At 65.0% G+C, this 13,842-nt stretch carries 11 protein-coding genes; 3 read left to right on the plus strand and 8 right to left on the minus strand.

What is annotated here, in order from left to right; genetic code table 11:
* Positions 1-24: 24 nt before the first annotated feature.
* Complete coding sequence (locus DL891_RS14500; RefSeq protein WP_111721166.1) at positions 25-3,105, minus strand: FAD-binding and (Fe-S)-binding domain-containing protein; 3,081 nt, start codon at positions 3,103-3,105, stop codon at positions 25-27.
* Between the two features lie 7 nt (positions 3,106-3,112).
* Positions 3,113-4,381, minus strand: a complete 1,269-nt coding sequence (locus tag DL891_RS14505) for an aspartate aminotransferase family protein (protein ID WP_111721167.1) — start codon at positions 4,379-4,381, stop codon at positions 3,113-3,115.
* 119 nt (positions 4,382-4,500) lie between these two features.
* Here DL891_RS14505 and DL891_RS14510 point away from each other — a divergent pair, with 119 nt between their 5' ends.
* Both DL891_RS14510 and DL891_RS14515 read left to right on the plus strand, forming a co-directional pair.
* On the plus strand, positions 4,501-5,901 hold the full coding sequence (locus tag DL891_RS14510) for an amidase (RefSeq protein WP_111721168.1): 1,401 nt from the start codon (positions 4,501-4,503) through the stop codon (positions 5,899-5,901).
* Between the two features lie 94 nt (positions 5,902-5,995).
* Positions 5,996-6,349, plus strand: coding sequence for a hypothetical protein (locus DL891_RS14515; RefSeq protein ID WP_111721169.1), 354 nt, complete (start codon positions 5,996-5,998; stop codon positions 6,347-6,349).
* Positions 6,350-6,496: 147 nt separating this feature from the next.
* Here the strand turns inward: DL891_RS14515 and DL891_RS14520 are convergent, their stop codons facing one another.
* The gene (locus DL891_RS14520; RefSeq protein ID WP_111721170.1) at positions 6,497-7,201 is read right to left on the minus strand and encodes a TetR/AcrR family transcriptional regulator; all 705 of its coding nucleotides are present in this window, start codon (positions 7,199-7,201) and stop codon (positions 6,497-6,499) included.
* Between the two features lie 80 nt (positions 7,202-7,281).
* Between DL891_RS14520 and DL891_RS14525 the strand changes: the two genes are divergently transcribed.
* Positions 7,282-8,343, plus strand: a complete 1,062-nt coding sequence (locus tag DL891_RS14525) for an NAD(P)/FAD-dependent oxidoreductase (RefSeq protein ID WP_111721171.1) — start codon at positions 7,282-7,284, stop codon at positions 8,341-8,343.
* Positions 8,344-8,408: 65 nt separating this feature from the next.
* On the opposite strand, the gene DL891_RS14530 is transcribed toward DL891_RS14525, so the two are convergent.
* Genes DL891_RS14530 through DL891_RS14550 form a run of 5 tightly spaced genes read right to left on the minus strand, consistent with a single transcriptional unit; the run spans position 8,409 to position 13,746 of the window.
* Complete coding sequence (locus DL891_RS14530; RefSeq protein WP_111721206.1) at positions 8,409-8,864, minus strand: nucleoside deaminase; 456 nt, start codon at positions 8,862-8,864, stop codon at positions 8,409-8,411.
* Positions 8,865-8,898: 34 nt separating this feature from the next.
* Positions 8,899-9,798: an ABC transporter permease gene (locus tag DL891_RS14535; protein ID WP_111721172.1), complete on the minus strand. Its 900-nt coding sequence runs from the start codon at positions 9,796-9,798 to the stop codon at positions 8,899-8,901.
* Positions 9,798-10,967, minus strand: coding sequence for an ABC transporter permease (locus tag DL891_RS14540; RefSeq protein ID WP_111721173.1), 1,170 nt, complete (start codon positions 10,965-10,967; stop codon positions 9,798-9,800). The genes DL891_RS14535 and DL891_RS14540 overlap by 1 nt, the downstream gene beginning before the upstream one ends.
* Entirely contained in the window at positions 10,964-12,649 is a 1,686-nt protein-coding gene (locus tag DL891_RS14545; protein WP_198668935.1) for an ABC transporter ATP-binding protein, read from the minus strand. The genes DL891_RS14540 and DL891_RS14545 overlap by 4 nt, the downstream gene beginning before the upstream one ends.
* Positions 12,646-13,746 carry a BMP family protein gene (locus DL891_RS14550; RefSeq protein WP_111721175.1) on the minus strand — a complete coding sequence of 367 codons (1,101 nt, stop codon included), beginning with the start codon at positions 13,744-13,746 and terminating at the stop codon, positions 12,646-12,648. Before DL891_RS14550 ends, DL891_RS14545 begins: the two co-directional genes overlap by 4 nt.
* Between the last annotated feature and the right edge of the window lie 96 nt (positions 13,747-13,842).

Consider the following 13,842-nt stretch of genomic DNA (forward strand, 5'->3'; position numbering starts at 1 on the left):
TTTGTCCTTTACTAATGGTCGTTACTAATGGTCGTTTTTGACGGATCGGTCGTTTTTGACGGATCGGTCGTTTTTGACGGATCGGTCGTTTTTAACGGATCGGTCGTTCTTGAGGGATCGGTCGTTGTTGAAAGATCGGTCGTTCCTGAAGGATTGTTCGGTCTGTCGATCTGTGGGAGCGACATCCAGCAGTTGGGCCAAATGCAGACCGGCGCGCTCGGGGGCCACTTGCATGAGTTGCATCTGGCAGCTGAACCCGTCGGCCAGCACCGGGGTAGTGGCCGCACTGTCTCGGAGAGCCGGGATGAGGGCCTGCTCGGCCACGTCCATGCTGATGTCGTAGTGGCTGGGTTCGAAGCCGAAGTTGCCGGCGACTCCGCAGCAGCCGGTGGCCTCGCGCACCCCGGCCACCCCGACCGCGTGCAACGCCTGGGTCTGGGCGCGGGCACCGAACACGGAGTATTCGTGGCAATGCGTCTGCACGGTCACCTCGGGTGGCGCCCCATCTGGCCACTCGGGCTGCCAGCCGGACTGGGTCAGTTCCGTGACCATGCCGGCGAAACTGCGGATGCGCGCAGAGACCCGCTTGGCGGCATCCGTGTGGATGAGCTCGGGCAGGTCTTTCTTGAAGGCCGCCGCGCAACTGGGTTCGATGACCACGATCGGCCGGTCGCTACCGTCGTCGAGAACTGCGGCGGCGCGAGCCAAGCGCTTCTTGGCAGCGCCGAGCTGACCGGTGGAGATGAGGGTCAGCCCGCAGCACACGTCGGCGTTGCATTCCACGGTGCGCCCGGCCTGGCGCAGCACCCGCTGGGCTGCCCCGGCCACTTCGGGCCGGAACCCCTTGGTGAAAGTGTCGACCACCAGGGTCACATCCGGTACTCCGGTGTTCTGGGCATCGCTGCGCCTGTCATCACCGTTCGGTGTACCGCTCAGCTCGGCGCGCAGCGCACCAGCGCTCGCGAACCGAGGCAGGGTTCGCTTGGTGGTGAGACCGCCGAGGAAGGAGACGACTTTGCCGAGCGGCGAAGACAGCACGGCGTTCACGAGCGGGGCGATGCGCGTGGTGATCTTCAACCAGGTGGGCAGCCAACCGAGTGTGTAGTGCGAGAGGGGACGCAAGCGCCCCCTGTAGTAGTGGTCGAAGAACTCCGACTTGTAGGTGGCCATGTCGACGCCCACCGGGCAGTCGGTGGAACACGCCTTGCACGACAGGCACAGGTCGAGCGCCTCGCGCACATCGTCGGAGCGCCAGCCCTCCTCGACGCTCGAGGCCCCGCGCACCATGTCCTGCAGCACGCGGGCCCGACCCCGGGTGGAGTCCTTCTCGTCGCCGGTGGCCCGGAAGCTCGGGCACATGACACCGCCGCTGGTGGTGCGGCAACGGCCGATTCCGACGCAGCCCTGCATTGCCCGAACGAACGGGTCGACATCGGTTCCGGCGGGCTTCACCCTGGGGGTCAGGTCGAAGCTGGTGCGCCATTCGCGCTCGGGAACACCGGCCAGGGCGAGGTTCGCGCCGAGAGGTTCTGGAGCGACGAGGATGCCGGGGTTCAGAACTCCTGCTGGGTCCCAGATGGTCTTGAACCGCCGGAACGACTCGAGAATGGCCGGGGAGTACATGATCGGCAGCAACTCGCTGCGGGCACGGCCGTCGCCGTGTTCACCGGACAGGGACCCGCCGTGCGCGACGACCAGGGTCGCCGCGGCCCGCATGAAGTCTTCCATCACGCTGCGGCCGGCATCTGACCGGAGGTCGAAGGTGATGCGCACGTGCATGCAACCGGCACCGAGGTGGCCGTACATCACGCCGGTGAGGTCGAACCGGGCCAGCAGGTCACGAAACTCAGCGAGGTAGGCCGCCAGGTTCTCAGGCGCGACCGCGGAGTCTTCCCAGCCGGGCCAGGATTCCCCTCCCGTGTGAAGTCGGGCCGACAGCCCGGCACCGTCTTCGCGCACCCGCCACAGCAGCCCGCGTTCGGTGAGGTCGCCGACCACTCGGCCGTCGACGAGGCGCCCGTTCTCACGAAGGCGCACGAGCAGCTGCTCGGCCTGGGCCGCCACGGCATCCATGGCGTCGCCGTCGAGGTCGACGTAGAGCCACGCCGTGCCTTCGGGCAGCCCGGCCACCGAATCCTTTCCGCGACGCTGTTTCATGGTGTCGACGATGGCCTCGTCGATGCCTTCGATGGCCGCCGGTGAGAACTCGAGAATGGTCATCACGTCTTCGGCGGCGGCCACGATGTCGTCGTACCCGAGCGCGATCAGAAGGGCCGCTTGGGGCACCGGAACCAGTTTCACCGTGGCGCCGACCACGATCGCGCAGGTTCCCTCGCTGCCGACCAGTGCGCGAGCGATGGCGAACCCGTTCTCGGGCAGCAGGTTGGCCAGGTGAAAGCCGGAGACCTGGCGCGGTATGCGGCCGAGTTCCAGCCGAAAGTCGCTGAGGTTCTCGTCGGCGAGCGCCCGCAACTCATTGCTGAGCGTCGCCGCCCTCGCCGCCGCATCCGCGTCGTTCGGGTCGGTCGCGTCGATGCCACTTTGGGTGGCGGTCACTCGGTGACCGTCAGCGGTGACAAGGTCGAGGGCGATGACATGGTCAGAGGTGCGCCCGTAGCGCACGGAGTGGTTGCCGCAGGCGTCGTTGCCGATCGCGCCACCCAGGGTCGCCCGGGTCTGGCTCGACGGGTCGGGCGCGAATGTCAAAGCGCCGCCGGTGGCATCCTTCGCGGCCTTCTGCAGGGCGCTGAGCACGATGCCGGGCTGCGCGGTGGCGGTGCGGGCCTTCTCGTCAATGGCGATCACCGCGTCCATGTGGCGAGAGAAATCGAGCACGATGCCCCGGCCTACGGCACCGCCGGCCATCGACGTGCCGCCGCCGCGGCTTGTCAACGGCGTGCCTGTGCCGGAGCAGGCTCGCACCACGTCGACCACGTCCTGCACTGTGCGCGGAAAGACGACGCCCAGCGGTTCGATGCGGTAGTTCGAGGCGTCGTAGGAGTACTCTGCCAGTCGGCGGCTGTCGGTTTCGACCTCAATGCCGAGCCCGCGTAACCAGGCGAGCAGCGGCTCCGTGACTGGCGGCTCCGGGGCGGTGAGGGACATGGCGTGGCTAGCTGTTCACGAGTTCGGCGTGCGCGGCGGTGAGTGCGGCAGCGAACCGGTCGAGCCCGGTGGCGATCTCGTCAGGGCTGACCGTCAACGCGGGGATGATGCGCACCACGTTGCCGAACCCACCGCAGGTGAGCAACAGCAGGTTTTCCTTGATCGCGGCCTGCTGCACGGCAGCCGCCAGTTCAGGGTTCGGTTCACCTTCATCGGTGCGGAACTCCACTGCCTGCATCAGGCCGAGGCCTCGAACATCGGCCATCAACGGGTTCTGCGCCGCCAGGTGCACGAGACCCTGCTGCAGTTCCTCGCCGCGCACGCGCGCATTGGCGACCAGGTTCTCGTCGCGCACGACGGCCAGGGTTGCGACCGCTGCGGCTGCCGCCACGGCGTTGCCGCCGTAGGTGCCGCCCTGCGAGCCCGGCCACGCCTTGCTCATCATTTCAGTGGATGCGGCGATCGCCGAGATCGGAAACCCGCTGGCCAGGCCCTTGGCGGTGATCAGCACATCCGGGCTGATGGAGCTGTGCTGGTGGCCCCAGAACTCACCTGTGCGGCCGACTCCGGTCTGCACCTCGTCGACGATGAGCACGATGCCGTGCCTGTCGGCGCGTTCGCGCAATCCCTCGAGAAACCGGGGAGGGGTGGGCAGGTAGCCACCGTCACCGAGAACCGGCTCGATGATGAACCCGGCGGTGTCGGCCGGCGACGAGACTGTCTGCAGGAGGTAGTCGAGCTCCTTCAGCGCGAAATCGATCGCGGTTTCCATGTCCCATCCGTAGCGCAGGGCATACGGGAACGGGGCGATGTGCACTCCGCCCATGAGCGGGGAGAAACCGGACCGGAACCGGGTGCCTGCTGTGGTCAGCGAAGCGGCGGCGACGGTGCGGCCGTGAAAACCGCCGTGAAAGGCGATGATATTCGGGCGGCCGGTTGCCATGCGGGCGAGGCGAATGGAGGCTTCGACCGCTTCAGAGCCGGAGTTCGCATAAAACACGCTGTCGAGCCCACTAGGCAGTACCTCTCCGAGCGCTTCGGTGAGCTCGAGCAACGGCTTGTGCATCACCGTCGTGTATTGCGCGTGGATGATGACACCGGTCTGCTCACGGGCCGCCTCGACCACGCGCGGGTGGCAGTGTCCGGTGCTGGTGACGCCAATGCCCGTCGTGAAATCCAGATAGGTCTCGCCGTCGGTGCCGTAGATCCAACTGCCCAGAGCCCGGTCGACGATGACCGGGGTGGCTTGCTTCAACAACGGACTGAGCGCTGTCATCTGTGGTCCTCGATTCGTAGGCGGACTTTACAACTGCAGATTGTCAACAATAATACATTTGAGCATACAAGCCAAGCCTATTGTTGACAATGCGAATCACGGCATACCAAACTGTCGAAATGGATGATCTCGCCACTTTTTCAGCAACCGACCTCCTGGCGGCGTACCAAAGCCGGGAGCTTTCCCCGGTAGAAGTCACCCGTGCAGCACTTGACCAGATCGCCCGACTGGATGCCGGAGTGAACGCGTTCTGCCTCGTCGACGAGGAGTGCGCTCTGCAACAGGCGAGGGGGTCCGAACAGCGGTGGCAGGCAGGCAGCCCGCGGGGAGAACTCGACGGCGTGCCCACCAGCATCAAAGATCTGCTGCTGACCCGCGGCTGGCCGACCCTGCGCGGATCGCGCCTGGTCTCGCCCGATCAGGAATGGACCGAAGATGCGCCATCGGTGGCGCGCCTGCGCGAGGCTGGTGCCGTCTTTGTCGGAAAGACGACCACCCCTGAGTTCGGCTGGAAGGGCGTGACCGACAACACCCTCACCGGCAATACCGGCAACCCGTGGGACGTGACCAAGACCAGCGGCGGCTCCAGCGGCGGCTCGGCAGCCGCCGTCGCCTACGGAATGGGGCCGCTCTCGGTCGGCACCGACGGGGGCGGGTCGGTGCGCATCCCGGCGGCCTTCTGCGGCATCGTCGGGGTGAAGCCGACCTATGGCGCCATCCCGGTGTATCCGACCAGCCCGTTCGGCACTCTCTCCCATGTCGGCCCGATGACCCGCACCGTCGAGGACGCCGCACTGATGATGGACGTGCTCACGAAGTTCGACTCCCGCGACTGGTCGGCTCTGGCGCCCCCTCTCTCGTCGCATCTGGGCGGCCTGCGCGACGGAATCCGTGGGCTGCGCATCGCGTACAGCCGTGATCTCGGGTATGTGGCTGTCGATCCAGAGATCGCGGCGTCGGTGGATGCGGCCGTTCGCGTGTTGGCCGAACTGGGCGCGATCGTCGAAGAGGTCGACCCGGACTTCAGCGACCCGATCGAGGCGTACCACACGCTCTGGTTCGCGGGAGCGGGCAAGGTGATCGAGTCCTACCCTCGCGCGCGCTGGAACGAGTTGGATCCCGGGCTGCTCGAAATCGCGCTGGCAGGGCGCGAAATGACGGCGATGGAGCTCCTCGACGCCAACCAGGTGCGCGCCGACCTCGGCCGGCGCATGGGAGCGTTCCACGTGAAATACGACGTGCTGGTCACCCCGACCATCCCGATTGCGGCCTTCGACATCGGCGAAGAGGTGCCGACCGGTTCGGGACTGACCCGGTGGGCCGAATGGACGCCGTTCACGCATCCGTTCAACCTCACCCAGCAGCCGGCCATCTCGGTGCCGTGTGGCCTCACGAAGGGTGGGCTACCGGTTGGGATGCAGGTGGTGGGGCCCCGTTACTCCGACGCGCTGCTGCTGAGTGCGGCCTTCGCCTTCGAGTCGGTGGCTCCGTTCCCGTCCCCGCCCGGAACCGTCCCGTAGTCGTCAAAACTCGCACCCGCGGGCTGTTCTGGGGGCCGGTGTTCTTCCCGGTCACACAGCTTTTTCACACTAGGCGTCCAGTTAGGCTCGAAGCATGGAAATTCTGAGAAACGTTCTTCTGGTTCTGCACTTCATCGGGCTCGCGGCGATCATTGGCGGCGTCATGACGCAGATGTCGAAGTTCAAGACCGGCACCGCCCGGGTCGTTCCGGCGATTATGCACGGCGCTTGGTTGCAGCTGATCTCCGGCGTGGCGCTGGTGGGCATCATCGAGGCCGCCGACCTCGGCGACATCAACAACATGAAGATCGGCGTGAAGCTTCTCATCCTCGTCGTGATCACGGTGCTTGCATTCCTCAACCGCAAGAAAGACAGGGTCGCCTCCTGGATCGTGCCGACCATCGGCCTGCTGGCACTCGCCGACGTCGTGATCGCGGTGTTCTGGTAGGCCTGTAGCCCACTTTCGCTGCCCGTGCTCGCACCCGTGAGGGCGCACAAGAGTGCCTTCCCGTTCGATCGGAAGGCACTTTTTTGCACTCTCACGAAGCTGGTCAGGAGCTGGTCAGGAGCTGGTCAGCAGCTGGTCAGCAGCTGGTCAGCGCAGTGCCCCCGAGAGCGACTTGTGCACCCAACTGCGGTAGTTCACCGCCGACCAGCCCAGGTCGCGTACCAGGGTCAGGTAGACGTTCGGGTGCCCGATCGACCAGATCGTGGCAGCCGCTTCGATGTCGGTGACCTGCGTCAGCCCACCACGCTCGCGCAGTGTGGCGGCCGCGAGGCCGTAATTGCTCAGCCGCTGCTCGCCCCGACGGCGTGCGAGGTCGGCTGCCTCGGGATCAACGGCTGCAGCCTGCTGGATCACCGCCCACACGTCGACCGTGCGCTCTCCCACCTCGACGAACCAGTCGGCGAGAACGTCGAGCACACCAGACACGTCCTGGGAGGCGTCCGTTCGCTCCCGCATGAGATCTCGCACCGGCATCGGAGAATTTGGGCCCGACGCAGCGTCATCGAGCATCGCGGACAGAAGGGCCACCTTGTTGCCGACCGAGTTGTAGATCGTCTGCACCGCCACGTTCGCTTCGGTTGCGATCGCGGCGATTGACGTATCCACGTAGCCACGGCTCAGAAACAATCGTCGCGCGGCCCGCACGACCTTCCCCCGGGTGAGAGCAACCTGTTCCTCGCGCAGAGTCGGAGGGCGTCGGTCGGCGACACCGCTGGTATTGGATGCCGCAGTTTCGACTGCCCTGACGACAGGAGTGATTGTGTCTGCAGTTCGCGGCGCAGGGGTGTCCATAAGTCCAAGTCTAACGTCAGATTAGCATTGTGCTCTATTGAGTAGAATGGTATTCTAATGGGGATGAAGGGAGGCCCGCCATGAGCGTGGACACTATTGTGATCGGGGCCGGCCAAGCCGGTCTCGCAACCGGCCACCATCTGGCCAAACAGGGCATCTCATTCGAGATCCTCGAGGCCGGTCAACGCATCGGGCAAAGCTGGCGTGACCGATGGAAATCGTTGCGACTGTTCACGCCGGTCCAGTACAGCGCCCTTCCCGGAATGTCGCACTCGAATTCACACTCGGATAAGGGCTACCTGCGCAAGGACGAGTTCGCCGACTATCTCGAAGAGTACGCATCCCAGTTCGAGTTGCCGGTGCGGTTGGGGGTGAGGGTTGAGCGACTCACCCGAACGGCTGACGGGTTCGAGGTCGTGACATCCGCCGGCTCGATCAATGCGCACAACGTCGTATTGGCCACTGGGCCGAATGCACTCCCCCACATTCCCGCGTTTGCCGCGACCATTGACCCGTCGATCACCCAGCTTCATTCTTCCGAATACGTCGACCCGGCTTCGATCCCCGACGGCAACGTGCTGGTGGTCGGTGCGGGAACCTCGGGGGCCGAAATCGCCCTCGAGCTTGCGGCAACCCATCGGGTGACCCTGGCGGGCCGGCCGACCGCTCATATTCCCGATCCGGTATTCACCTATGCGGGCGCCGCATATTGGGCGTTCATCTCCTCCGTCCTCACCGTGAAGACACCAATCGGTCGCCGGGTGGCCAAGGCGTTCCACGCCAGCGGTGCGCCGCTGATCCGTATTTCGATGAAGCAGGTGGAGTCAGCCGGGGTCTCACGCAAACCCCGATTGATGGGAGCCGCCGACGCAGAGTCGTCCGCACCCACGACCATCATTTGGGCGACGGGCTTCACTCCCGACTTGTCCTGGCTCCCCGATCTGCCGCTCGGCCCCGGCGGGTACCCCACTTCCGTGCGCGGTGAGGTCACGGATGTCCCGGGGCTGTTCCTCGTCGGGATGCCGTTCCAGTTCGGGCTCACATCGGGCCTCATCGGCGGCGTGGGTCGTGACGCCGAGTGGATCGTGAAGCGCATCGCCCACACTCGTCACGCTGAGCGATCCACCGTCAACACCCTGTGACCTCGTTCGTCGCCGACGGGTGACCGCGACCGAACGAAGTCAGCCTCAGCCGAGCCATCCTCGGCTCAGTCGGATTCGCCGATGTCCTCGTTCCACAGTGCTGGCTCCGCGGCGATGAAGTCAGACATCATCTGGATGCATTCGTCATCGTCGAGCACGACGACATCGACACCGCGCGACCGAAGGTAGTCCTCTCCACCGTAAAAGGTGGAGTTCTCGCCGATGATCACCCGGGGAATCTTGTACAGCAGGATGGCGCCGGTGCACATGTCGCATGGCGACAACGTCGTCACCATCGTTGCTCGTTCGTACACGCTTGCCGGCAACCGACCAGCGTTCTCCAGGCAATTGGTTTCACCATGGTGAATCGCACTGCCCAATTGCACTCGCTGATTGTGACCGGTCGCGAGTACCTCACCGTCGACGATCAAAGCGGCGCCGATCGGAATTCCGCCTTTCGCTCGGCCTGCCTTGGCTTCCGCGACGGCAAAAGCGAGCTGTTCTGAATCGGTCAATGCCATTTTCTTCTCCATTCAATGGGGGTTGATCATGTGGTCACGCGCGCCGATAGGGGGTCAGGTAGGAACCCGGATAACGCACGCCGCGACCCCAGATGGCAAGTGCCGCGATCACGACGATGTACGGGAACGCGATCAACAGCTCGTTGGGCACGGCGCTGAACATGGGCGAGATCGCCAACTGCAGCTGCAATGCGTCGGCGAAACCGAACAGAAGTGCTCCGGCGACCACGGGCCAGACTCGCCACCGCCCGAAAATGACCAACGCGATGCAGATCCAGCCTCGACCGCTGACGATATCCAGTGTGAAACTGCCGAGCAGACTCAGCGTGAGAAACGCTCCTCCGATGGCCATGAACGCCCCGCCGAACATGAGCGCGGCATACCTGGTGCTCGCCACAGGAATACCGGCAGCATCCGCCGCTTCAGGATTCTCGCCAACGGCGCGCAACCGCAGCCCGAAACCGCTGGACCGCAACACCCACCACAGCGCCGGCGCAAGGATCAGGAACGCGACATACGTCATCGGATACTGGGCGAAAACCCCTGTGCCGGGGAACCAGCGGTCGAACTTGGCTGTAACAGTTTGCGAGCCGCCGCTGAACAGCAGACGGTTCGTAAAATCACTGGCTGCCACCAACAGGAGAGTGGTGCCGATGCCGGCGACGTGCTGGTTCACGCCGAGCGTGACGGTGAGCACAGCCATCAGCAAGCCCGCAACGAGGCCGGCGACGATCGCTGCCGCAATCCCCAGCAGGGCGGAATCGGTATACGCCGCGGTGAGAAAGCCGACGAACGCTCCCGCGTACATGGTTCCCTCGATCCCCAGGTTCATGATGCCGGTGCGCTCGTTCAGGATCGCGCCGAGCGCCGCCCAGACCAGGGGGGTGGCGATCGTCAATGTTGCCGCGAGAACAGCGAGCAGGGGAAAATCCATCACTGCACCTTCTCTGATTCATGCCCGGTGTCGGACGTTCGCGCTGGGTCTGCTTCGGGTGCGCGTATCGGTTGGCCGAGGGCTTCGATATCGTCTTCGGTGCGGGTACCAGCAACTCGTCCGTGCCCGAACACAATGCGGTAGTGCCGGGCGACCATCGCTGAAACCACGGTCAACAGCAATGTGGAGCTGACAATCGCGCCCATCTGTGACGGCACGTGCAGGACAACGGACGCGTTCTGCGCCCCGACCGCAATTGTTCCGAGAAGCAGTGCGGCCAACAGCACTCCACCGGCGGAGAGTGCCCCCAACGTTGCCACGACCACACCGGTGTACCCGTACCCGACCGCAATGCTCGCGGTGAGCTGATGTTGGACACCGAGCACCTGGCTGGCTCCGCCAAGACCGGCGACAGCACCAGACACCAGGGCGCTGCGCCACTGCAGGCTGGACACATGGATGCCGGAGAATCGGGCCGCAGCACCCGCCTGCCCGGCCGCCCGCAATCGCAAACCGAGCGGGGTGAACGACATCACGATCCAGGTGGCCACCACGAGCAGCAACGCAATGATCAGCCCCCAATGCACACGGGAGCCGTCCACGATCGCCGGCAGGGTGTAGCCGGCCCCGAAGCTGTCCGAGTCGGGAAAGCCGGTCTGGGAATTGCGCCAGGGACCGTTGAGCAGTCCCTGCACCAGCAGCAGAGCGACCGGGTTCAGCAGCAATGTAGTCACCACTTCGTCGATGTGCGCGCGTCGTTTCAACCACGCCGGAAGCAGAGCCCAGGCTGTGCCGCCGAGGGCTCCCGCCGCCAGAGCGAGCGGGAGGGCGAGTAGGGCCGGCAGGCCCGGCAGGTACAGCCCCGGAATGGTGGCCGCGATCGCCCCAGCCAGATATTGACCCTCCGCGCCGATATTGAAGTAGCCGACCCGGAACGCGATCGCCACCGCCAGACCGGTGAAGATCAGCGGGGTGGATGCCAGCAGCACCTCACCGATCCCGCCGAACGAGGTGAGCGGGGTGATGACGTACCGTTCGTACGCGGCGAGCGGATTGGCGCCGGCCAGCCGGATCGGACCCGCCGTCAACAGCAGTGTGACCAGCACGGCCACACCGATCGCCGCAGGTGCCAGCCACCGTGACTCGTGGGCGCGTAACAGGAGCTTCATGCGGCCTGTCCCGTCATCAGCAGACCCAGTTCCTCGCGTGACGCGTCGGCCGCCATCACATCACCGATGATCCGGCCTGAAAAGAGCACGACGATGCGATCGCATAACCCCAGCAGCTCGTCCAGATCTTCGGAGATCACGAGCACGCCGGCACCATCATCGCGCAACCCGCGCAATTGGGAGTACACATACTCACAGGCGCCAACGTCAAGCCCGCGGGTCGGTTGAGAGGCGACAAGGGCCCGCGGGTTGCGGGAGAGGGCGCGGGCCAGCAACACTTTCTGCATGTTTCCGCCCGACAGGCTGCGGATCGGATCGGTGGCGTTCGCGCGAATATCGAATCGCTGCATCAGCTGATGCACATGCGTGCGCATGCGCGTGCGGCTGAGGAATGGGCCGCGCCGAAACGTATCGAGATCTTCGAGCACAAGATTCTGCTCCACGCTCAGATTCGGGATGACACTACCCCGGCGGTCCTCGGTCAGACGTCCGAGCCCGGCACGGATGCGTTCGACCACGCCGAGCGCGGTGATGTCGACTCGCCCGATCTGGATGGAGCCGCTGGTCGGCTCGGCCATGCCGCACAGAACACTCACCAACTCGGTCTGACCGTTTCCGGACACTCCGGCGACTCCGACGATCTCACCGGGCGCGACAGTGATCGAAACCGTGTCGAGCAACGGCGCCCCGGAACCACGCAACGTGAGATCTCGGATGGCCAGGGCGGGGACGGACGCGGTGTTCGCTCGGCCGGAAGTTGCGGCAACTGCGGTCGACGCGGTTGCCGCCGGGGTGGCACTCGACACGGTGGTGGCGCGGCCGACGCCCGGCGGCCGATCGCCTGCAGGTGCGACCAGGGCTGTGGAGACCGCGGACGGTTCGAGCCCGATGCTCGTGGCAAGCGCGTCAGCTTCGACCGTACTGACAGCTTCGGTGATGCCCCCGTGAGCTACGACCTCCGCCCCCACCATCATCGCCGCGATCTGCCGCGGTTCGAGACCCGCCGCCGGAACACTGGCGACGATCTTGCCGCGGCGCAGAATGCTGACTCGGCCGGCGATTTCGACCACCTCGTGCAGCTTGTGGGAGATGAAGATGACGCCCATGCCGTCGGCGGTCAGCCGCCGGATCGAGTCGAACAGCATGCCGACATCTTGCGGCACCAGTACCGCGGTCGGTTCGTCGAGGATGAGAAGTCGGCAGTCGTGGAACAAGGCCTTCACGATCTCGACGCGTTGCCGTTCGCCAACCGAGAGCGTTTCGACGACGGCGTCGGGATTGATGGACACGCCGATCCGGGCAGCTGCCTCCAGCGCCCGGGTGCGGGCGGCAACCCGGTTGATCCGGCCAATGCCGACACCGGCGAGCATCAGGTTCTCGGTCACCGTCATCGTTCCGACGAGGGAGAATTCCTGCGTGACCATGCCGATCCCCGCCGCCATGGCATCCGCCGGGGACGACATTTTGCGCACGGTGCCTTCGATGCTGATTTCGCCGCTGTCTGGTTGGCTCAGCCCGTAGAGGATGCGCGTCAGCGTGCTCTTGCCTGCCCCATTCTCGCCGAGCAGGGCATGCACCTCCCCCGGCTGAACCACCAGGTCAATGCTGTCATTCGCGACCAGAGCGCCGAAGGTCTTCGTGATTGCGCGAAGCTCCGCCAACGGCGGACGAACGCCGGTCACTTGCCGACTGTGGTTGATCCGGCCGGAGCTTCCTCGTTGATCGGCGTGGCGAACGCACCGGATGTGATTTCGTCGTGCTTGGCCTGCACCTTCTTCAGCAGATCACTGGGAATCGGGAACGCCGTGCCGGTGTTGATGGGCGCGATCGAGCTGCCGCCATTGACCATGTAGGAGTACTTGCCGAGGTTGCTCGCCGTGAACTTGCCACCGGTCACCTCCGCGACCACCTGGTCGACGGTCGGCCGCATGTTCCACAGCAACGACGTCACGACGTAGTCCGGTGCCTGGCCCTGCTGATCGACCATCATCCCAAAGGCGGGTAATTTGTGCTCGCTCGCCGCGGCGATGACGCCATCCCGTTCCGCGAACAACACGTCGGCCCCTCCGGCGATGGCCGCTTCGGCTGCCTGCTTGGCAGTCGCCGGGTCGAAGAACGAGTTGATGAACGACACGGTGACGGTAGCCGAAGGGTTCGTTTCGGTGACGCCCTCTATGAAGCCGTTGACGATGCGGTTCACCTCTGGGATGGGCATTGCGGCCACGACGCCGATGGTGTTGCTCGTCGTGAGACCTCCGGCAAGCATCCCGGCCAGATATGCCGGGTCTTGCAGCCAGTTATCGAAAACGCTCAAGTTCGGCGCCTGCTCCGCACCGCCTGAACCGAACGCGAATTTGGTGTCCGGGAAGTCCTTGGCGACCGCTCGCACCGCATCCTCCGCGGCGAACGCGTCCCCGAAGATGACATCGGGCTTCTCGCTGGCGATGATGTCCCGCAACGCGCGCTCCATCTCGTCGGCGGTGCTCAGGTTGTCGACGTGCTGGTATTTGATCAGCCCGTCGTCAGCAGCGCTTTGCAGCGCGGCGTGCACCGCACCATCCCACGGCTCCTCCAGCGGAGTGGCGAAGGCACCGAACACGAATGGCACGTCAGCGGCGGCCGATGGCCCGCCGGAGGCGTTGGGGACAGCGGCCGGTTCGTTGCCGGTTGTTCCGCCGCAACCGGTGACGGCGAACGCGAGCACTGTTGCCAGACTTGCTGCGCCCAGAAGTCGCGCGAGTGAGCGTGAAGAGGTGCGGGAACGACGGCTGCTCATCATTGAGTCTGCTTTCTGTTGTGGTGCGCTGCAATACCTCTGAGACTACGGGGCGAGTAGGTAAATGCCATAGGGACGTTTTGACACGTGGCAGCCGCA

Source organism: Homoserinimonas sp. OAct 916 (assembly GCF_003260275.1).
In the GTDB taxonomy this organism is placed as follows: domain Bacteria; phylum Actinomycetota; class Actinomycetes; order Actinomycetales; family Microbacteriaceae; genus OACT-916.